The sequence below is a fragment of the Pantoea sp. Morm genome, assembly GCF_016643525.1.
Taxonomy (GTDB): domain Bacteria; phylum Pseudomonadota; class Gammaproteobacteria; order Enterobacterales; family Enterobacteriaceae; genus Pantoea; species Pantoea dispersa.
On sequence record NZ_VOQX01000011.1, the window covers coordinates 31,511 to 52,993 of the forward strand.

The following is a 21,483-nucleotide window of genomic DNA, read 5'->3' on the forward strand; positions in this document are numbered from 1 at the left end:
ATTACGGCCTTGTAGTTGAAATTGAAGCGGTAAACCACTGCTGAATATTGCTCATCGCAGCATGGGACGTGTCGAGGATTGGCTGCGGGTAAACGCCCAGCAGCACCAGCAGCACGACCAGTACACCGATGGTCAGGAATTCGCGCGGCGACATTCCAGCCAGCGGCTCTTTTGATTTGGCTTCGCCGTAGTAAGCGCGCTGCATCATGATCAGCGAGTACACCGAGGCAAATACCAGGCCGAAGGTGGCAATCACGATAATCAACGGCACCACCTGATAGCTGCCGGTCAGAATCATGAACTCACCCACAAAGTTACCGGTGCCCGGCATACCGAGGTTGGCCACGGCAAAGAACAGCGACAGGCCCGGAATCCACTTGATGCGCGACCACAGGCCGCCCATCTGGCGCATGTCACGGGTATGCAGACGTTCATACAGCTGACCGCACAGGATGAACAGCGCCGCGGCCGACAGGCCGTGCGCAATCATCTGCACCACCGCGCCCTGGAACGCCAGCTGGCTGCCGGTGTAGATGGCAATCAGCACGAAGCCCATGTGCGAAATCGAGGTGTAGGCGATCAGGCGTTTGATATCGGTCTGCGAGAACGCCATCCAGGCGCCGTAGAAGATACCGATGATGCCGAGCCACATGGCGATCGGTGCGAACTCCGCAGACGCATTCGGGAACAGCGGCAGGCTAAAACGCAGCAGGCCGTAAGCCGCAGTTTTCAGCAGGATACCGGCAAGGTCAACCGAACCAGCGGTCGGCGCCTGGCTGTGGGCATCCGGCAGCCAGCCGTGCAGCGGCACCACCGGCATTTTCACCGCAAAGGCGATGAAGAAGCCGAGCATCAGCAGATACTCAACGGTATGTGACATCGGGGTTTTCAGCAGCTCTTCATAGCTGAACGTCCAGACGCCAGTGGCGTTGTAGTGCACGAACACCAGCGCCAGAATGGCAATCAGCATCACCAGACCTGACGCCTGGGTGTAGATGAAGAATTTGGTTGCCGCGCTGATACGGGTTTTCCCGTCAGACGCTTTGTGACCCCAGAGCGCGATGAGGAAGTACATCGGCACCAGCATCATTTCCCAGAAGAAGAAGAACAGGAACATGTCGATGGCGAGAAACACGCCGATCACGCCGCCGAGAATCCACATCAGGTTGAGGTGGAAGAAGCCCTGATACTTTTCGATTTCATTCCACGAGCAGAGTACCGCCATCAAACCCAGCAGGCCGGTCAGCACCACCATCAGCAGCGACAGGCCATCCAGCGCCAGATGGAAATTAATGCCAAAGCGTGGGATCCACGACACCAGGAAAGTCGACTGCCACTGCGGCAGGCCCGCAGCCTGCGTCAGCGAATAGCCGCCCTGCAGCCACAGCTGCAGGCCCAGCGCCAGCGTCAGCCCCATGGTGATCAGGGCAATCCAGCGCGGCACCTTCGCGCCAAGGCGCTCAGCCAGCCAGCAAAGCAAGCCCCCAACAAAGGGTATAATTATTAGCCAAGGTAATAACACGGCGTACATTCCCTATTTTCGTCTTCGTTCAGGCTATCGGACGCGCCTGTTTCGCCTCGCCCGCGCGGGCAACGTTCACGTATTACTACGCGCCGGTTGCTGCGCTGGCGAACACCAAACTGACTGCGTTGATCTCACCCGTGCATCAGACAATTTTGAACATTCTTACGTGGGGCGCTAAACCATCGCGCGCCCCGCTCATCAATCGTTAAATCACCAGCATCAGCGCCAGCACCACCACGGCACCGACGCTCATCGACGCGATATACCAGCGCAGATAGCCGTTCTCACTCACCACCAGACCTTTATTACCGATGCGCGACAGCAGCGCCGGCAGGTTCATCAGGGAGTTGAGCGGATCGCGCTGCAGCAGCCAGGCAATGCCAAGGTACGGTTTAACAAATACCTTGTCGTACAGCCAGTCGAAGCCCCAGGCCGCAAACCACCAGGTGCCGAAGAAACGGCCCGGCGCGCTGTTGGCGATGCGGGTGACCAGCTGACGTTTGCCCAGCCACAGCGCGGCGGCAATCAGGATTCCGATAATCGCCACGGCACCCGAGGTGATTTCCAGCGCCACTTTGCCGGTTTCACCAAACTCGTTCTGTGGCAGCACGCCCGCCAGCGGAGGCGTAATCAGCGCGCCAACGAAGGTCGAGAGTACCAGCAGCACAATCAGCGGCAGATGATGCGTAATGCCTTTACCGGCATGCGCATGAATTTTCTCTTCGCCGTGGAACACGATGAAGATCATGCGGAAGGTGTAGATTGAGGTAAGGAATGCACCCACCAGACCGGCGACCATCAGATTGATGTGACCGTTAGCCAGCGCACCGAACAGAATCTCGTCCTTACTATAGAAGCCGGCGGTAATCAGCGGCAGCGCGGCCAGCGCAGCACCGCCCACCAGGAAGCAGACATACACCAGCGGGATGCTCTTACGCAGACCGCCCATTTTGAAAATATTCTGCTCGTGATGACAGGCCAGAATCACGGAACCGGAAGAGAGGAACAGCAGCGCCTTGAAGAACGCATGGGTCATCAGGTGGAAAATCGCGGCGTCCCACGCCTGTACGCCCAGCGCCAGGAACATGTAGCCGATCTGACTCATGGTGGAGTAAGCCAGCACGCGTTTGATGTCGGTCTGCACCAGCGCGGCGAAGCCCGCCAGCACCAGCGTAATCGCACCGACGATACCCACCAGATGCAGCACTTCCGGCGTCAGCAGGAACAGACCGTGGGTGCGGGCAATCAGATAGACGCCTGCGGTTACCATGGTGGCAGCGTGGATCAGCGCGGAGACCGGCGTCGGACCGGCCATCGCATCGGCCAGCCACGTCTGCAACGGCAGCTGTGCCGATTTACCCACGGCACCGCCCAGCAGCATCAGCGTCGCCCACTGCAGCATGTGGTTGTCCGCCGCGAAGTGCGCCGGGGCCAGCTCCATCAGCTCACGGAAGTTCAGCGTACCCAGTTCGTTGTAGAGAATGAACAGCGCAAAGGCGAGGAACACGTCACCGACACGGGTGATGATGAAAGCTTTCATCGCCGCTTTGCCGTTTTCCGGATTGCTGTAGTAGAAGCCAATCAGCAGGTAGGAACACAGCCCTACCCCTTCCCAGCCCAGGTACATCAGCATCAGGTTATCGGCCAGCACCAGCACCACCATGCTCGCGATGAACAGGTTAGTGTAAGCGAAGAAGCGTGAATAACCCTCTTCACCGCGCATGTACCACGAAGCGAACATGTGGATGAAGAAGCCGACGCCGGTGACCACCGACAGCATGGTCAGCGACAGACCATCCAGCACCAGGTTCACTTTGATGTCAAAGTTACCCACGTGCATCCAGGTCCACAGCGCCTGGGTAAATGGCTGCTGGCCGTGACTAAAGAAGTCCACACCCACAAATACGGTGGTCAGCGCCGCAAGGCCCACTGAACCCATCCCCACCGCAGCCGACAGGTTCTCCGACCAGCGACCACGGGAAAACGCCAATAGCAGGAAGCCAATCAGCGGAAATAATACGGTTAAATAGAGAAGATTCATCCGCGCATCTCGCTCACTGTGTCAATGTTCAGCGTCTGACGACGACGATAGAGCTGGAGCAGCAGCGCCAGACCAATACTGGCTTCCGCCGCCGCGAGGCTGATTGCCAGGATATACATCACCTGACCGTCGGCTTGTCCCCAGTAGCTGCCTGCCACCACCAGCGCCAGCGCCGCGGCATTGATCATGATCTCCAGACCGATCAGCATAAACAGCAGGTTGCGGCGCAGTACCAGCGAGGTCAGGCCGAGAACAAACAGCACAGCAGCCAGAATCAGGCCGTGTTGTAACGGGATCATGCGTGCTCCTCCTTATTGGCCGCCGCGTCTGACACGCGGTTGCTCAGCACTTCGCCCTGACGATCTTCACGTCCGATATGGAACGCCACCACCAGACCGGCCAGCAGCAGCATTGACGCCAGCTCAACCGCCAGAACATACGGGCCAAACAGACTGATGCCCACCGCTTTGGCATCGATGACGGTGCCATCAATACCCTGGTCGGTCGCGGTCAGGATGGCGTAGATCATCACCACCAGCAGCAGCAGCGAGACAATGCCCGGACCGATCCACAGCGACGGCTTCAGCCATTCGCGCTCCTGATCCTGCTGGGTTTTACCCAGGTTAAGCATCATCACCACGAACACAAACAGCACCATGATGGCACCGGCATAGACGATGATCTCCAGCGCACCGGCAAAATAGGCACCCATTGAGAAGAACACGCCGGCAATCGACAGCAGCGAAACAATCAGGTACAGCAGCGCATGTACCGGATTGGTGTGGGTGATGACGCGCAATGTCGTCAGCACCGCCACCAGTCCGCAAAGATAAAACGCAAATTCCATACCTGGCTCCTTAAGGTAATAAGCCTTTAACGTCGATCGGTTTGGCTTCGTTTTCCGCGTCGCCTTTGTCTTTACCGTCGATCGCCATACCTGCCATGCGGTAGAAGTTGTACTCCGGATATTTACCCGGGCCGGAAATCAGCAGATCTTCCTTCTCATACACCAGATCCTGACGCTTGAACTCACCGAGTTCGAAGTCCGGCGTCAGCTGAATCGCGGTGGTCGGGCAGGCTTCTTCACATAAACCACAGAAGATGCAGCGCGAGAAGTTGATGCGGAAAAATTCCGGATACCAGCGGCCATCCTGCATCTCCGCTTTCTGCAGCGAAATACAGCCGACCGGGCAGGCAACGGCGCACAGGTTACAGGCCACGCAGCGCTCTTCGCCGTCCGGATCGCGCGTCAGCACGATACGGCCACGGTAGCGCGGCGGCAGATAAACCGGCTCTTCCGGATACATCTGGGTTTCGCGTTTGGCGAAGGCATGCATGCCAATCATCCAGATACTGCGCACTGTCGTGCCGAAGCCAACGACAATATCTTTTAAAGTCATCTCAAAACCCCTTACTGCGCGTTGTACAGAATCACTGCGGCAGTGGCCAGCAGGTTCAATAACGTCAACGGCAGACATACTTTCCAGCCGAACGACAGCACCTGGTCATAGCGTGGACGCGGCAGCGCAGCACGAATCAGGATAAACATCACCATAAAGAACGCCGTTTTCAGGGCGAACCAGATGAACGGCGGCAGGAACGGACCGTGCCAGCCACCGAAGAACAGGGTGACGATCAGCGCCGAAACGGTAGTAATGGCCACGTACTCACCGACAAAGAACAGGCCGAACTTCATCCCGGCATATTCGATGTGGTAACCGTCGGCCAGCTCCTGTTCCGCTTCCGGCTGGTCAAACGGATGACGGTGGCACACCGCGACGCCAGCAATACAGAAGGTCACGAAGCCAAAGAACTGCGGGATGATATTCCACAGGTGCGTCTGGCTCTCAACGATGGCGTTCAGGTTAAAGGAACCCGCCTGCGCCACCACGCCCATCAGCGACAGGCCAAGGAACACTTCGTAGCTCAGGGTCTGCGCGGAGGCACGCATTGCACCGAGCAGCGAGTATTTGTTGTTACTCGACCAGCCCGCGAACAGTACGGCGTAAACCGCCAGACCCGCCATCATCAGGAAGAACAGCAGACCGATGTTCAGGTCGGTGACCATCCAGCTCGGCGAAACCGGCACAATCGCAAACGCCAGCAGCAGCGAAACGAAGGCGATAACCGGTGCCAGGGTAAAGATGAAGCGATCGGTAAACGGCGGAACCCAGTCCTCTTTAAAGAACATTTTGATCATGTCCGCCGCCAGCTGCAGCGAGCCGCCCCAGCCTACGCGGTTCGGTCCATAACGGTTCTGCCACAGGCCGAGCAGACGACGCTCGGCAAAGCTCATGAAGGCACCACAGGCCACCACCACCAGCAGGATGACAATGGCTTTCACCACCTGCAGGATGATGTCAATAACGTCCGGTGTCAGCCAGCTCATTGCGCTGCCTCCTGCAGTTTGTCAATTTGCGCACCCGCGAGGAACGGCGGTACACCCGGCATGCCGAGCGGCAGACCCACCTGCCCCGCCTGCAGTGCCGCAGAGAAGCGCACCGGCAGACGCAGCGTTTCACCGGCGCAAACCAGCTCCACGGACGCACCGTTATTAACGCCCAGCTTCTCAGCATCTGCCGGATTGATCACCAGCGTGGCCGGTGCCATGCGTTTCTGGAAGGTTGGCGAGCGCTGAGTCATCTCTTCACTACCAAACAGCTGATAGTAAGGTGCCACGCGATACTGACTGCCGCCCACGAAGCGTGCCGGAACCTGGCTGAACCAGTCCAGTGCACTTTCGCTGGCTTCGAACAGCCGCACGCCCGGATCGCCATGACGCAGTTTGCCGCCCACTTCCGCCTGGAACTTGTTCCACGCCTGCGGTGAGTTCCAGCCTGGTGCCCAGGCAAAAGGAATCTGCGAACGCGGTGCCGACGGCTGGTTGTTACCTTCCATGGAGAAGGCAAACATGGTGTCTTTATCCTGCGGCTGACGCGGTTCGTGCACGCTGATGTTGGCGCGCGCGGCGGTACGGCCACTGGCACGATGCGGTGAACGCGCCAGTTTCTGGCCACGAATACGGAAGCTGGCGTCCGGCGCCGCATCCTTAATCCCTTTCAGCTGTGGCAGCGCCACAATCGCGGCATCAATCACGTGATCGAGCTGCGTCCAGTCAATCTGGCGGCTCTCGACGGCACTGTGCAGCGAATGCAGCCAGCGCCAGCTCTCCAGCATCACCACGCTATCGTCGTAGTAGGCCGGATCGTAAACCTGGAAGAAGCGCTGGGCGCGACCTTCATGGTTGATGGAGGTGCCGTCGCTCTCGGCAAAGCTGGCGGTGGATAGCACCAGACCGGCTTTCTCCAGCGTGGCGGTGCGTTGATGATCAACCACGATCACGTGCGCGGTGTTATGCAGTGCTGCATCGACGGTGGCTTTCGGTGCGTGACGGTAGAGATCGTTCTCCAGCACCACCAGCGCTTCCGCTTCGCCTTTGTCCAGCTGCTCCAGCGCGCTGTCCAGCGACTGGCCGCCCATCAGGCCGAGACCGAAGCTGTTGGCGGCACCGGCGAGGAAGGTAATACCGACGTCAGCACCGCGCGCTTTCAGCGCTTTAGCCACGTTGGCTGCCGCTTCAATCATTGCCGTGCTGCCCGAGTGGGTGCCGGAAATGATCAGCGGTTTTTTCGCGCCGGCCAGCGCCTGTACCACCACGTCCAGCTTGCCGTTCAGGCTGCTGTCAAAGTCGCTAACCGCCGGTGCGCTGTCATCCAGCGCGTGCGCGATGGCGAAGCCCAGGCGTGCCTGATCTTCCACCGGTGCGCGATAGCTCCACGCGGCAATATCATCGAGACGGGTTTCATCAACGTTAGTGACAAACAGCGGATGTTTGGCGTGCTGACCAATGTTGAGGATGGCGGCGATCTGCCAGTCCGCAACTTTCTGAGCGGCGGCCATTTCGCGTGCTTTGCCTTTAACGGCCTGACGCACCGACAGCGCCACGCGGGCACCAACCTGAGTCAGGTCTTCACCCAGCACCAGCACGGCGTCATAGCTTTCAATTTCACGCAGCGATGGCGTGTAGATGCCGCCCTGCTGCAGCACTTTCAGCATCAGCTCAACCCGCGCCTGCTCAGCTGCCGGCATGCCGGTTGAGAAGTTTTCTGCGCCCACCAGTTCGCGCAGCGCGAAGTTGCTTTCAATACTGGCGCGAGGTGAACCGATACCGATCACCTTCTTCGCCTGACGCAGGATATCCGCGGCGGCATTAACCGCCTGCTCTGCGTTCAGCGTGATACGGTCGCTGCCGCGCATCTGTTCCGGATGACGCGGACGATCTTTACGGTTCACGTAGCCATAGCCGAAACGGCCACGGTCGCACAAGAAGTAGTGGTTTACCGAGCCGTTGTAGCGGTTTTCGATACGACGCAGCTCGCCATAGCGTTCGCCCGGGCTGGTGTTACAACCCACGCTGCACTGCTGGCAGATGCTGGGCGCAAACTGCATATCCCACTTACGGTTATAGCGTTCAGAGTGGGTTTTATCGGTGAACACGCCGGTCGGGCAGATTTCTACCAGGTTACCGGAGAATTCGCTCTCCAGCGTGCCATCTTCCGGACGGCCAAAGTAGACGTTGTCATGCGCGCCGTACACGCCAAGATCTTTGCCATCGGCGTAATCTTTGTAGTAGCGCACGCAGCGGTAACAGGCGATACAGCGGTTCATCTCATGCGAGATAAACGGCCCGAGATCCTGATTCTGATGGGTACGCTTGGTAAAACGGTAGCGACGGAAGCTGTGTCCCGTCATTACCGTCATATCCTGCAGGTGACAGTTACCGCCCTCTTCGCACACCGGACAGTCGTGCGGGTGGTTGGTCATCAGCCACTCCACCACGCTTTCACGAAACTCTTTCGCTTCGCCATCGTCGATGGAGATAAAGGTGCCGTCAGACGCAGGCGTCATGCAGGACATGACGAGGCGACCACGGGTATCTTCGGCATTCTGGAATTGCTTTACCGCGCACTGGCGGCAGGCTCCCACGCTTCCCAGCGCCGGATGCCAGCAAAAATAAGGAATATCAAGGCCCAGAGACAGACACGCCTGCAGCAGGTTGTCCGCTCCGTTCACATCATATTCTTTACCGTCTACATGGATTGTAGCCATAGTGAACATGCTTCCGTAAGGCTCGTCCGCAGACGAGCGTTAAACATCTAATTCCTGCCCCGCAGCCTCAGGCCCGGGCGATTCCGTGTACGACGGCGGCTTACCAGCGCGCTTTCAGCAGGTTAGGCTGAATCCCGCCAATGGCGCGGGTATTGCCAAACACCTGCGGCGCAATGCCAGCTTCAAACTCGTCACGGAAATATTTAATCGCGCTCTGCAGTGGCTCAACGGCACCCGGTGCGTGGGCGCAGAACGTCTTGCCCGGACCGAGCTGGCGGCACAGCTGCAGCAGGGTTTCGATATCCCCCGGCTGGCCTTTTTTCTGCTCCAGCGCACGCAGGATCTTCACGCTCCACGGCAGACCATCACGGCACGGCGTACACCAGCCGCACGACTCGCGCGCAAAGAACTCTTCGAGGTTGCGTACCAGCGACACCATATTGATTTCGTGGTCGACCGCCATCGCCAGCGCGGTACCCAGACGGCTGCCGGCTTTGCCGATGCTGGCAAATTCCATCGGCAGGTCGAGGTGCTGCTCGGTCAGGAAGTCGGTACCGGCTCCGCCCGGCTGCCAGGCTTTGAACTTGAGGCCATCGCGCATTCCGCCGGCATAATCCTCGAGGATTTCACGCGCGGTGGTACCAAACGGCAGCTCCCACACGCCCGGATTTTTCACCCGGCCGGAGAAGCCCATCATCTTGGTGCCAGTGTCTTCGCTGCTGGAGATGTTTTTGTACCACTCCACGCCATTCAGGAAGATCGCCGGCACGTTGGACAGTGTCTCAACGTTGTTAACGCAGGTCGGTTTGCCCCAGACACCGGCACTGGCCGGGAACGGCGGCTTGGAACGCGGGTTAGCGCGGCGCCCTTCCAGCGAGTTGATCAGCGCGGTCTCTTCGCCGCAGATATAGCGGCCCGCACCGGTGTGAACAAACAGTTCGAAATCGAAGCCGGTACCAAGAATGTTTTTGCCGAGATAGCCCGCGGCAGTGGCTTCGGCGATGGCTCGACGCAGGTTTTCCGCGGCTTCGATGTATTCACCGCGCAGGAAGATGTAGCCACGGTAGGCTTTCAGCGCAAACGCACTGATCAGCATGCCTTCCACCAGCTGGTGCGGCAACTGCTCCATCAGCAGGCGGTCTTTATAAGTGCCTGGTTCCATCTCATCAGCGTTACACAGCAGGTAACGGATGTTCATGGATTCATCTTTGGGCATCAGGCTCCACTTCAGACCGGTGCTGAAGCCCGCACCGCCGCGCCCTTTCAGACCGGAGTCCTTCACCGCGGCGACGATCTCGTCCTGGCTCATGCCCTTCAGCGCTTTATCGGCGCCAACGTAGCCGTTTTTACTGCGGTATTCATCGAACCATACCGGCTGTTTGTCGTCACGCAGACGCCAGGTCAGCGGATGGGTTTCCGCAGTACGAATGATCTGTTTAATGGTCATTGATACTGCTCCAGCAGGTTGGCGATGCCTTCCGGCGTCAGGTGAACGTGGGTATCTTCATCCACCATCATGGTCGGGCCTTTGTCACAGTTGCCGAGGCAGCAGGTTGGCAGCAGCGTAAAGCGGCCATCCGGCGTGGTTTGTCCTGGCTTAATGTTCAGGTTCTGCTCCAGCGCCGCCTGAATGCCCTGGTAACCGGTGATGTGGCACACCACGCTGTCGCAGTAGCGAATCACGTGGCGGCCAACCGGCGTACGGTAGATCTGGCTGTAAAACGTCGCCACACCTTCTACGTCGCTGGCCGGAATGCCCAGTACCTCAGCAATCGCGTTGATGGCACCGTCCGGCACCCAGCCGCGCTGCTTCTGCACGATCTTCAGCGCTTCAATCGACGCCGCGCGCGCATCTTCATAGTGATGTTTTTCATGCTCAATAGCGTGGTGCTCGGCCTCGCTCAGCACAAAGACCTCAGTCGGGTCGATGGTTTGAATGGCAATTTTTTGATCGTGCATAATTAGCGGTCCACGTCTGACATAACAAAATCGATACTACCGAGGTACACGATCAGGTCGGATACCAGGCTGCCGCGGATCACCGAAGGGATCTGCTGCAGATGCGGGAAGCTCGGCGTACGCACGCGGGTGCGGTAGCTCATGGTGCTGCCATCGCTGGTCAGGTAGTAGCTGTTGATCCCTTTCGTCGCTTCAATCATCTGGAACGATTCGTTGGCCGGCATTACCGGGCCCCACGAAACCTGCAGGAAGTGGGTGATCAGGGTTTCAATGTGCTGCAGCGTGCGCTCTTTCGGTGGCGGCGTGGTCAGCGGATGATCGGCCTTAAACGGCCCTTCCGGCATGTTTTTCAGACACTGCTCAAGGATACGCAGCGACTGCCACATCTCTTCCATCTTCAGCTGCACGCGGGTGTAAGCGTCGCTGATGCCGGCGCCGACCGGCACCTCGAAGTCGAAGTTTTCATAGCCGGAATAGGGACGCCATTTACGCACGTCGAAATCCAGACCGGTGGCGCGCAGACCGGCACCGGTGGTGCCCCACGCCAGCGCTTCGTCCATGTTATAAGCGGCCACGCCCTGCGAACGGCCCATCAGTACGGTGTTGCGCAGCGCAGCTTTGTCGTACTCTTTCAGACGCTTCGGCATCCAGTCGAGGAACTCGCGCAGCAGACGTTCCCAGCCTTTCGGCAGATCGTGCGCCACACCGCCGATGCGGAACCACGCCGGGTGCATACGGAAACCGGTGATCGCTTCCACCACGTCATAAATTTTCTGACGGTCGGTAAAGGCAAAGAACACCGGCGTCATGGCACCGACGTCCTGAATAAAGGTGGAGATGTACAGCAGGTGGCTGTTGATACGGAACAGCTCTGACAGCATCACGCGAATTACATTCACGCGATCCGGTACGGTGATGCCTGCCAGCTTTTCCACCGCCAGCACGTAAGGCATTTCGTTTACGCAACCGCCGAGGTACTCGATACGGTCGGTATACGGAATATAGCTGTGCCACGACTGACGCTCGCCCATCTTCTCCGCGCCGCGGTGGTGGTAACCCACGTCCGGTACGCAGTCGACGATCTCTTCGCCATCCAGCTGCAGAATGATGCGGAACGCACCGTGCGCTGAAGGGTGGTTCGGACCGAGGTTGAGGAACATGAAATCCTCATTGGTGGTGCCACGCTTCATGCCCCAGTCTTCCGGCTTGAAGGTCAGTGACTCCATCTCCAGATCTTCTTTCTGCTTAGTCAGCGTGAAAGGATCGAACTCGGTGGCGCGCGCCGGGTAGTCTTTACGCAGCGGGTGCCCTTCCCAGGTCTGCGGCATCATGATGCGCGTCAGGTGCGGGTGGCCGTTGAAGGTGATACCAAACATCTCCCAGGTTTCGCGCTCGTACCAGTTGGCGTTGGCGAAAATTTTGGTGATGGTGGGCACATTCAGATCGTTTTCAGACAGCGCCACCTTGAGCATGATGTCGCGGTTGCGTTCAATCGACAGCAGGTGATAGAAAACGGAAAAATCCGCGGCGGGCAGACCGGCGCGGTGGGTACGTAAACGCTCATCGAAACCGTGCAGGTCATAGAGCATGACGTACGGCTTCGGCAGCTTACGCAGGAATTCAATGATTTCCAGTAGCTGTTCACGCTTCACCCAGACGACCGGAATGCCGGTGCGGGTGGCCTGAACGGTAAAGGCATCCGGCCCAAAACGGTTACGCAGCTCGCCGATCACCGGATCATCCAGGTGATCCCGGGTTTGCCATGCAGGCTGAGCGAGATCTTGCGTGGTTAAATCTGTCATACGTTACTCACCATTCCGGCCTGTAATCAGGCACTCAAAAGAAGGCGTCAGGATGGCGGCACACACTACGTTGTCATTATCTGCTGCGGCCGTGGCTCCATCCGTGTACGGGGTGCTTAAACTTCGTCTGGGGTTCTCAGGTTGGTGACGGCAATACGCTCACCGCGCTTTCTTTCACGCTCAGACTGCATATTGGCGCGATACACGCCCTGATCGCCAACCACCCACGAGAGTGGACGACGTTCTTTGCCGATGGACTCACGCAGCAGCAGCAGCGCCTGCATGTAAGCTTCCGGACGTGGCGGACAACCCGGGATATACACATCAACCGGCAGGAATTTATCCACACCCTGTACCACCGAATAGATGTCATACATGCCGCCGGAATTGGCGCAGGCCCCCATCGAAATCACCCATTTTGGTTCCAGCATCTGGTCATACAAACGCTGAATCACCGGCGCCATTTTGGTAAACGGCGTACCGGCGATCACCATAAAGTCAGCCTGACGTGGCGAGGCGCGCATTACTTCCGCACCGAAACGCGCCACATCATGTACTGCGGTGAATGACGTGGTCATTTCCACGTAGCAACAGGAAAGGCCGAAGTTATACGGCCAGAGAGAGTTTTTACGACCCCAGTTCACCATGTCATGCAGGGCGTGCTCGAGCTTGCCCATATAGACGCTGCGATGAACGTGCTGCTCCAGAGGATCGGTAACAATCTCCTGTTTCTGCAGGGGATAACGGTCGTTATCGCCCCCGTTCGGGTCTACGCGTGTCAGCGTGTAGTCCATCTTATTGCCTCGCTTTTACTGCTTATGAGGGTTGGTGTGACTGTGGCTGACCGGGCTCGATTTGACGACTACGCGACGACGCGCAGGCGCCCAATCCAGCGCACCGATGCGCACCAGATAAACCAGGCCTGCCAGGAGCACCAAAATGAAAATTGCGGCTTCGACAAAGCCGACCCAGCCGCTTTCGCGAATGGAGGTCGACCATGCGTATAGATAGAGGGCTTCGACGTCGAAAATGACGAAAAACATCGCAACCAGATAGAATTTTGCCGAGAGGCGGATATGGGTATCACCGACGGATTCGATACCGGATTCAAACGGCGTGTCTTTATGGCGCGCGCGTGCACGTCCACCTAACAACCAGCCACCGGTTAACATAAAGGCACACAGGCCAAACGCGATAACAATGAAAACAATAAACGCCCAGTGATGAGCGATGACTTCTGTGGTTGTTGACATACTCTTTGCTTACTCATCAAAAGTGGCGATGGCATCCTGCACTGTCGCAGCAAACACACCACATCGATTCAAGGGAAGGATAAAAAACCTTATAAACTTTGCTGTCTTTATCAATTAAGCAGCAATTTTATGGGGTTTTTTACTCCTTTCTATAACCTTTTGTCAACTTTGACAAAAGTATCCAAACATTAATTTACACCCGCATCATATTATTAACATATGCACCCCTGAGCGCCAGCTAAATCGCTTCAGTTTGTACGGTTAATTTCAGTGTAGCGGGTATTCACATGCATGGATCGTGCATTTAACAATCATAGTTTGACAGGTCTTGCGCGGATTTCCCCCCCCTTATCGGGGGTATTTTTTTGATCCAGAACACATATTGACGTTTTTTGCTGGAAAAACCGGCAGGCGGTTTGGCGAAAGACGGAGATAAAGTTGGCACGAAATGATAAATAAATTCCGCGCAGGATGAAAATGAAACACATTTCACTTTTCAGGAAGTTAGTGAAATTATCAGGTGCAAATCGTGCTAAAAAAGCGGAAATAAGCGCCATAAAAAAAGCCTTAGCTGATTTTCATCAGGCTAAGGCTCTTTTCTCTAACTTTTAACAATTATCTGGCATGCCGGTTGTGACGGATTACCAGTAACGGTCAACCTTACTCTTCATCATCCAGCAGCAGCGTACCGTCCGGATTCGCGCTCAGATTGTAAGGATCGTTAGTGGACTGCATCGCGTTGAAGATGGCCAGTGCCAGCTCATTATCGCTGTCCGGATTACGGCACAGCAGATATTGCGTATCCGGCAGCACCGGCAGGCCTTCTGCCGCCCCCATCACGCGCAGCTCCGGGCTCATCATTTCAACCGGACGCGCGGTGACACCCAGCCCCGCTTTTACCGCCGCACGTACCGCCGCCAGCGTGGAAGCCACGTAGGAGATACGCCACGGGATACCCGCTTCGTTGAGATGATCGATCGCCATGTCACGGTACGGGCTTGGCTCATCCAGCAGCACCAGCGGAATGGCTTCACCGCGCTGGAAAATATAGTCTGCAGCGCAGTACCACAGCGTTGGCGAGGTGCGCAGCACCTGGTAGGTGAAGTTACCCGGACTGGAGGTGGTCACCACCAGATCCACTTCGCCCTGGTTCAGCATCTCCATCATAAACGGATTACGCTTCACGCGGACGTCGATTGCCAGTTTCGGATACACTGACGTTACGCGGTTAAGCAGAAACGGCAGAATGGTATCAGAGGTATCGTCAGACGCGCCAATCGTCAGCACGCCCTGGATATTGCTGTACATTAAAGAAGTGCAGGCTTCATCGTTGAAACGCAGGATCTTCCTGGCGTAGCCAAGCAGCTGAATGCCATGCTCAGTCAGCAATTTGTTACGTCCATGTCTGGCAAACAGCTCTTTACCTACCAATTGTTCCAGACGTTGCATCTGCTGGCTTACGGCTGATTGCGTTCTGCATACTGCTGCAGCGGCGGCTGCAAAGGTATTCAGGTCAGCAACGGCGACAAAAGTACGCAGCAGATCGAGGTCGAGATTCAGTATCGGACGATTTGCATTAGTCATGTTATTTCTTCACTTATAAGATTTTTTGAAACTACTACCCTGGTGTATTACCATACTTATCAAAGAGATAAGTGGTAATGGTGCTTAATGATCGCCCTGTGTGAAGGCGCTCATGAAAAAATCGAGTCAGGCGGATGCCGACGAACACATCACCGCAAAACGGGCAATGGCGTCGTAAAAGTCAGAACAACTTCCTGGGCCAGGGACGTCAGTAGAACGTTGCTGGAAGCTGTGTAGTTGCCTGGTTTCCCGCCAAACTGTCCTGCGGGGCAAAAAGGAATAACATCTTGTTATGCTGATGCGAAGCGATAAAGTGCATCAAATAATAAATTATACTTAATCATTTTTACGCTATAAATGGAAATGTTTTTGTTCAAAACATCGTAATTTTTGACCAAAAGCCATTTCCGGCACATCCTGCCACAACGCTGCTGATTTTTTAACCCGCCTGGTTCTTAAACTGAATGATAAGCGTTAAAGTGACAGAGTAAATGCTATTTAAGCCGCTGCCACGCGGTTTTATCCCCGGCTGGCGGGGCCTGGTTTCAACCGCTTCGCAAAGCAAATAACCATCGTCATCGCCTCATGCCAGATAGTGCTTAATCATTGCTGCACATTTTTTCGGCATCTAACAAGATTCCTTTAACTATTTCATCAAGTCGCTAACCATTCATAAGACCGCAGTTAAATGAAAAATTGCTGAATGGCGCGGCGCGCGGCTGGATATCCCGGTTTACAGGCGACCCGATCAGCGCAAGCATTTAATGTTGACTCCTGCCATTTTAATAGATAATTAAACCAGTTTTAATAGTTAAAAATGCGTTTCGCGCCACTGAATCCGGCAAAGCCTGGCTATCGCGCCAAAACCCAGCGCTGCCCTTCTTTTGTTACGGTGAGAGGAGTAAATTGAGCAGGTTTGATTTTAGTGGCAGGTTAAAAGGACTCTGCCCATTAAGGCGGTAACGATGAATTTTCAAATTGATAAATCCGGCAAGCTGGAAAATGTCTGTTACGACATTCGTGGCCCGGTACTGAAAGAAGCTAAACGTCTCGAAGAAGAAGGCAACAAAGTTCTCAAACTCAACATCGGCAACCCTGCCCCGTTTGGTTTTGAAGCCCCTGATGAAATCCTGGTAGACGTGATTCGTAACCTGCCGAGCGCGCAAGGCTATTGCGACTCGAAAGGTCTCTATTCAGCACGTAAAGCCATCATGCAGCACTACCAGGCGCGCGACATGCGCGACGTTACGGTAGAAGATATCTATATTGGCAACGGTGTGTCTGAACTGATCGTGCAGGCGATGCAGGCGCTGCTGAACAGCGGCGATGAGATGCTGGTGCCCGCGCCAGATTATCCGCTGTGGACGGCGGCGGTTTCGCTGTCAAGCGGCAAAGCGGTGCACTATCTGTGCGACGAATCCGCGGGCTGGTTCCCGGATCTGGATGATATTCGCAGCAAAATCACGCCGCGTACCCGCGGGATCGTGATCATCAACCCCAACAACCCGACCGGTGCGGTGTACAGCAAAGAGCTGCTGCTGGAGATCGTGGAGATCGCCCGCCAGCATAACCTGATCATCTTCGCCGACGAGATTTACGACAAGATTCTGTATGACGAAGCCCAGCATCATTCGATTGCCGCGCTGGCACCGGATCTGCTGACCGTGACCTTCAACGGGCTGTCCAAAACCTACCGCGTGGCGGGTTTCCGCCAGGGCTGGATGGTACTGAACGGACCGAAAAAGCACGCTAAAGGCTATATCGAAGGTCTGGAGATGCTGGCCTCGATGCGTCTGTGCGCTAACGTGCCAGCGCAGCATGCCATACAGACTGCGCTGGGCGGCTATCAGAGCATCAGCGAGTTTATCGCGCCGGGTGGACGGCTGTTCGAGCAGCGCCAGCGCGCCTGGGAACTGATCAACGATATTCCCGGCGTCAGCTGCGTAAAGCCGCAGGGCGCGCTGTATATGTTCCCGCGCATCGATGCGAAGAAATTCAACATCATGGACGACCAGAAAATGGTGCTGGATTTCCTGCTGCAGGAAAAAGTGCTGCTGGTGCAGGGCACCGCCTTTAACTGGCCGTGGCCGGATCACGTGCGCATCGTTACCCTGCCGCGCGTGGACGACCTCGAGATGGCGATCAACAAGTTTGGTCGCTTCCTGCAAGGCTATCGCCAGTAATCTGTGACGCGTATACTGTTTGACTTTCGGGGAGCCGCACAAGCTCCCCGCCGTGCAACAGGAACCGTCCATGACCCGTAGCCACTTTTTCGCCCACCTCTCCCGCCTGAAACTCATCAACCGCTGGCCGCTGATGCGCAATGTGCGCACGGAAAATGTCTCCGAGCACAGTCTGCAGGTCGCCATGGTGGCGCACGCGCTGGCCATCATCAAAAACAAAAAATTTAACGGCAATCTGAATGCCGATCGCATCGCCATGCTGGCGCTGTATCACGATGCCAGCGAAGTGCTGACCGGCGATTTGCCCACGCCGGTAAAGTATTACAACGCGCAGATTGCCCATGAATACAAGAAGATCGAAAAGATTGCGCAGCACAAGCTGATTGAGATGCTGCCGCCTGAGTTGCAGGACGCGTATCGTCCGCTGCTGGATGAGCACCTGCATAGCGAGAGCGAGCAGGCGGTGGTAAAACAGGCTGATGCGCTGTGCGCCTACCTCAAGTGCCTTGAAGAATTGTCGGCCGGCAACAACGAGTTTCTGCTGGCCAAAGCCCGTCTGGAGAAGACGCTGGCGCAGCGGCGATCGCCGGAGATGGACTACTTCGTTGAAGTCTTCATCCCCAGCTTCAGCCTGTCGCTGGATGAAATTTCCCAGGATACGCCGCTGTAACCTGCGCCGCTCAGCGTGGGCTGTTTCAGGCGCGGAGCGTCACGCTGAAATAACCGTCCGGCTGTTTACTGATGTGCAGCGGCTGCAGATTTTCCACCTGCAGCGCCACTTCGCTCAGGCGCGGCGCATCGGCCGGCGGATTGACCGCCACCACCGCGCTGCCCGCTTCCAGCCCGGCGATAATGCCCGCCGGTGCATCTTCCACCACTACGCATTCTGGCGCAGAAAGCCCGAGCCGCTCAGCACCCAGCAAATAAGGTTCAGGATTGGGCTTACCGAATTTAATGTCCTCGGCGGTAATAAACACCTCCGGCAGCGGTAAACCGGCCGCTTTATGACGGGCGTGCGCCACCGGGATCGATCCCGAGGTCACAATCGCCCAGGGAATGTCGAGTGCGTTCAGGGTGGCCAGCAACGCGTGTGCACCGGCAATCGCCTGCACGCCTGCCGTGTCTTCTGCTTCCAGCTGCTCCAGCCAGCGAAATTCAGCCTGGATCGCTGCTTCAGACTGGCCCGCCATAAAGTGGCGCAGCGAATTGATCGCTGGTTTGCCGTGAATGTAGTCCAGCACCTGCTGCGCGGCCAGGCCGTGGCGCGCGCCCCAGCGTGACCAGGCGCGATTCACGGCCGGCAGTGAATCCACCAGCGTCCCGTCTAAATCAAACAGAAAACCCCTGTACTTCACACGTTGCTCCTTATTCAGGCATTGAGGATTTGCGCGATCTCATTCTCGCTGAGGTGATACTGACGCGGACAAGTGTGCCACACCGCCAGCATGCGTTGGTATTTTTCCCACATCGGGGTTTGCGCATTGAAGCCGTGGGTGCCGGAATCGAAATGGGTATAGCGCCCTTCCACGTTAACCATAAAGCGTACGTAGCCGAGGTAACGCGCTTCGGTGGCCGCGTCGAAGCCGAGAAACGCCAGGCGACGCTCTTCAATGTTGCACGGCGCCTTGTGATTGGACCAGGAAACATGCAGCGCATGATGCATTTCCATAATGTCGATCAGCGTACGGCAGGTCGCCTCGCTCAGTTCGCCGAACTCTTTGTCCAGCTCGCGCAATTGCAGTCCATAGCCGCGTTCAATGATGGTCTGATAGCGGCGATAGCGCTCGGCGTTATCCGGCTCAAGCATCGCCATCATCTGGTATTGATTAGAAAGAATCAGTCGCTGTGCATGGGTCATTTCCATGGTTTACTCCCGGGCCGCAGGGCCGCTTAAGTTTTAAGCAATGCAGAAATGATTACACAACGAAAGCGATGCGTGTATGTCCGCATCACTATTCTTTGATTTGAACCGGGATTGGGCGCAAATTCTCTGGCAGAGAAAAGCGCCATTTGATCAAAGATCGTCGAGGAAAGTACGGTCGAGCTGCTTAAAAGCACGCTTGAGCACATCCGCCAGCGCCTGGTAAGTCGGCTTGCCGTCAACGGGGGCAATGGCCTGTCCGGCCTCTTCCAGTTTGGCGCGCACTTCGTGGAACCAGTGCAGCAGCGTTGGCGGCAGCGGCGTGACGGAACGTTTACCCAGCCACCATAATCCCTGCATCGGCAGGCTACAGGCAAACAGCGCGGTGGCAATCGCCGGGCCGAGTTGCCCGCCGAGCGCGATTTGCCACGTCAGCGTAAAAATGGCCAGCGGTGGCATAAAGCGAATCGCAAAGCGGGTTGCCGTCACCACACGGTTCTCAGGAAACACCGGCGCCAGACGTTTGTCGGCGGGCCAGGTTTTCATGTAGTGCTGGCCGCGCTGAAATAAACCGAACCAGCCTGGATTGCCTGCGTCATTCGCCATGGTAGACCTCAACTATTACTGCAACATTTAAAAAAATTTCATAACTACACAACTTTACGTGACATCCTTCAAAAGATTTTGTCTTTGCGGGTCACAGTGGGTATTCTGACGCCGTTTTTGCAACATTACCGGAAGCCGCAGCTCAATAAAAGAGCGCGCTGGAGCCATGTTTCGCTTCGTGGATTTCAAAAATCTGCGTAAAATTACCGAAATTTTTTGCGTGTCGTTTCTTTTTTGACTAGCGCATGATGTTAATCATTAATCTACCAGCTTTCATAGGCTACGCTGTTAGTCTGATTGCGTTATTTTTAGCCACTATTTAACAAAATAGGTACTTCCATGTCGACGAAGTTAGTACTGGTCCTCAACTGCGGCAGCTCCTCTCTTAAGTTTGCCATTCTCAATCCAGCCAGCGGTGACGAATACCTTTCCGGTCTGGCGGAGTGTTTCCACCTGCCGGAAGCGCGGATCAAGTGGAAACTGGACGGCAGCAAACAGGAAGCCCCGCTCGGCGCGGGCGCAGCGCACAGCGAAGCGCTGAACTTCATCGTTAAAACTATTCTGGCACAAAAACCAGAGCTTTCGGCACAAATCGCTGCAATCGGCCATCGTATCGTTCACGGCGGCGAGCAGCTGACGCAATCGGTGGTGATTGACGAGTCCGTCATTCAGGGCATTAAAGACGCGTCGTCCTTCGCGCCACTGCACAATCCGGCGCACCTGATCGGTATCGACGAAGCGATGAAAAACTTCCCGCACCTGTCGGATAAAAATGTCGCCGTTTTCGACACCGCCTTCCATCAGACTATGCCGGAAGAGTCCTATCTCTATGCCCTGCCGTACAACCTGTATAAAGAGCACGGCGTGCGCCGCTACGGCGCGCACGGCACCAGTCACTACTATGTGACGCAGGAAGCCGCCAAAATGCTGAACAAGCCGGTCAGCGAGCTGAACATCATCACCTGCCATCTCGGCAACGGCGGTTCTGTTGCGGCCATCCGTAACGGCCAGTGCGTAGATACCTCAATGGGTCTGACACCGCTGGAAGGTCTGGTGATGGGCACCCGCAGCGGTGACATCGATCCGGCTATCGTCTTCTTCCTGCACGATACGCTGGGCATGAGCGTGGATGCGATCAACAAACTGCTGACCAAAGAGTCCGGCCTGCTGGGCCTGACCGAAGTCACCAGCGACTGCCGTTACGTGGAAGATAACTACGCCACCAAAGACGATGCCAAACGCGCGATGGATGTGTTCTGTCACCGCCTGGCGAAGTACATCGGCAGCTACACCGCGCTGATGGAAGGCCGTCTGGATGCGGTGGTGTTTACCGGCGGTATCGGTGAAAACGCGGCGATGGTGCGTGAGCTGGCGCTGGACAAACTGGGTCTGCTTGGCTTCGAGGTTGACCACGAGCGCAACCTGGCTGCACGCTTCGGCAAGTCCGGCTTCATCAATAAAGAAGGTACCCGCCCGGCGGTGGTGATTCCAACCAATGAAGAGTGGGTCATCGCCCAGGACGCCGCGCGCCTCACCGCGTAATGTTTCTCTCCGTCAGCT

General features: G+C 56.4%; 19 protein-coding genes and 1 pseudogene. 4 read left to right on the forward strand and 16 right to left on the reverse strand.

Going from position 1 to position 21,483, the window contains the following annotated elements:
* Position 1: 1 nt before the first annotated feature.
* The 12 genes and pseudogenes from nuoM to FT726_RS06205 all read right to left on the reverse strand — a co-directional run bounded on the left by nuoM (position 2) and on the right by FT726_RS06205 (position 13,689).
* Positions 2–1,522: an NADH-quinone oxidoreductase subunit M gene (nuoM, locus tag FT726_RS06150; protein ID WP_031280038.1), complete on the reverse strand. Its 1,521-nt coding sequence runs from the start codon at positions 1,520–1,522 to the stop codon at positions 2–4.
* 208 nt (positions 1,523–1,730) lie between these two features.
* Positions 1,731–3,566 (reverse strand): NADH-quinone oxidoreductase subunit L, encoded by a 1,836-nt coding sequence (gene nuoL, locus FT726_RS06155; protein ID WP_058775806.1) that lies wholly within the window; start codon positions 3,564–3,566, stop codon positions 1,731–1,733.
* On the reverse strand, positions 3,563–3,865 hold the full coding sequence (nuoK, locus tag FT726_RS06160; protein WP_013509877.1) for an NADH-quinone oxidoreductase subunit NuoK: 303 nt from the start codon (positions 3,863–3,865) through the stop codon (positions 3,563–3,565). Before nuoK ends, nuoL begins: the two co-directional genes overlap by 4 nt.
* Positions 3,862–4,413: an NADH-quinone oxidoreductase subunit J gene (nuoJ, locus tag FT726_RS06165; protein ID WP_021509221.1), complete on the reverse strand. Its 552-nt coding sequence runs from the start codon at positions 4,411–4,413 to the stop codon at positions 3,862–3,864. Before nuoJ ends, nuoK begins: the two co-directional genes overlap by 4 nt.
* Positions 4,414–4,423: 10 nt before the next feature.
* Complete coding sequence (gene nuoI, locus FT726_RS06170) at positions 4,424–4,966, reverse strand: NADH-quinone oxidoreductase subunit NuoI (RefSeq protein WP_021509220.1); 543 nt, start codon at positions 4,964–4,966, stop codon at positions 4,424–4,426.
* An 11-nt stretch (positions 4,967–4,977) separates the two neighbouring features.
* Positions 4,978–5,955 carry an NADH-quinone oxidoreductase subunit NuoH gene (gene nuoH, locus FT726_RS06175; RefSeq protein ID WP_021509219.1) on the reverse strand — a complete coding sequence of 326 codons (978 nt, stop codon included), beginning with the start codon at positions 5,953–5,955 and terminating at the stop codon, positions 4,978–4,980.
* A complete protein-coding gene (gene nuoG / locus FT726_RS06180; protein WP_211726732.1) occupies positions 5,952–8,675 on the reverse strand; it encodes an NADH-quinone oxidoreductase subunit NuoG in 2,724 nt (907 codons plus the stop codon). Before nuoG ends, nuoH begins: the two co-directional genes overlap by 4 nt.
* Positions 8,676–8,775: 100 nt before the next feature.
* Entirely contained in the window at positions 8,776–10,116 is a 1,341-nt protein-coding gene (nuoF, locus tag FT726_RS06185) for an NADH-quinone oxidoreductase subunit NuoF (protein ID WP_031280037.1), read from the reverse strand.
* Between the two features lie 2 nt (positions 10,117–10,118).
* Positions 10,119–10,662, reverse strand: a pseudogene (gene nuoE, locus FT726_RS06190) (NADH-quinone oxidoreductase subunit NuoE).
* Complete coding sequence (gene nuoC, locus FT726_RS06195; RefSeq protein ID WP_031280036.1) at positions 10,637–12,436, reverse strand: NADH-quinone oxidoreductase subunit C/D; 1,800 nt, start codon at positions 12,434–12,436, stop codon at positions 10,637–10,639. The pseudogene nuoE and the gene nuoC overlap by 26 nt, the downstream one beginning before the upstream one ends.
* Before the next feature lie 116 nt (positions 12,437–12,552).
* On the reverse strand, positions 12,553–13,230 hold the full coding sequence (locus FT726_RS06200) for an NADH-quinone oxidoreductase subunit B family protein (protein ID WP_021509214.1): 678 nt from the start codon (positions 13,228–13,230) through the stop codon (positions 12,553–12,555).
* 15 nt (positions 13,231–13,245) lie between these two features.
* On the reverse strand, positions 13,246–13,689 hold the full coding sequence (locus tag FT726_RS06205; protein ID WP_021509213.1) for an NADH-quinone oxidoreductase subunit A: 444 nt from the start codon (positions 13,687–13,689) through the stop codon (positions 13,246–13,248).
* 477 nt (positions 13,690–14,166) lie between these two features.
* Here FT726_RS06205 and FT726_RS06210 point away from each other — a divergent pair, with 477 nt between their 5' ends.
* Complete coding sequence (locus FT726_RS06210) at positions 14,167–14,301, forward strand: hypothetical protein (RefSeq protein WP_346302567.1); 135 nt, start codon at positions 14,167–14,169, stop codon at positions 14,299–14,301.
* Positions 14,302–14,349: 48 nt separating this feature from the next.
* Here FT726_RS06210 and lrhA read toward each other — a convergent pair whose 3' ends face one another.
* Entirely contained in the window at positions 14,350–15,273 is a 924-nt protein-coding gene (gene lrhA, locus FT726_RS06215; RefSeq protein WP_021509211.1) for a transcriptional regulator LrhA, read from the reverse strand.
* Between the two features lie 965 nt (positions 15,274–16,238).
* Here lrhA and FT726_RS06220 point away from each other — a divergent pair.
* Both FT726_RS06220 and yfbR read left to right on the forward strand, forming a co-directional pair.
* Entirely contained in the window at positions 16,239–17,456 is a 1,218-nt protein-coding gene (locus FT726_RS06220; protein WP_021509208.1) for a pyridoxal phosphate-dependent aminotransferase, read from the forward strand.
* A gap of 70 nt (positions 17,457–17,526) precedes the next feature.
* Positions 17,527–18,126 (forward strand): 5'-deoxynucleotidase, encoded by a 600-nt coding sequence (yfbR, locus tag FT726_RS06225; protein WP_021509207.1) that lies wholly within the window; start codon positions 17,527–17,529, stop codon positions 18,124–18,126.
* Positions 18,127–18,151: 25 nt separating this feature from the next.
* On the opposite strand, the gene FT726_RS06230 is transcribed toward yfbR, so the two are convergent.
* The 3 genes from FT726_RS06230 to yfbV all read right to left on the reverse strand — a co-directional run bounded on the left by FT726_RS06230 (position 18,152) and on the right by yfbV (position 19,923).
* Entirely contained in the window at positions 18,152–18,811 is a 660-nt protein-coding gene (locus FT726_RS06230; RefSeq protein WP_136545530.1) for a sugar phosphatase, read from the reverse strand.
* 14 nt (positions 18,812–18,825) lie between these two features.
* Positions 18,826–19,320, reverse strand: a complete 495-nt coding sequence (locus FT726_RS06235; RefSeq protein ID WP_021509205.1) for a YfbU family protein — start codon at positions 19,318–19,320, stop codon at positions 18,826–18,828.
* A 150-nt stretch (positions 19,321–19,470) separates the two neighbouring features.
* Positions 19,471–19,923 carry a terminus macrodomain insulation protein YfbV gene (gene yfbV, locus FT726_RS06240; protein WP_021509204.1) on the reverse strand — a complete coding sequence of 151 codons (453 nt, stop codon included), beginning with the start codon at positions 19,921–19,923 and terminating at the stop codon, positions 19,471–19,473.
* Between the two features lie 339 nt (positions 19,924–20,262).
* On the opposite strand from yfbV, the gene ackA reads away from it, so the two are divergent.
* Complete coding sequence (ackA, locus tag FT726_RS06245; RefSeq protein ID WP_021509203.1) at positions 20,263–21,465, forward strand: acetate kinase; 1,203 nt, start codon at positions 20,263–20,265, stop codon at positions 21,463–21,465.
* Positions 21,466–21,483: the final 18 nt, after the last annotated feature.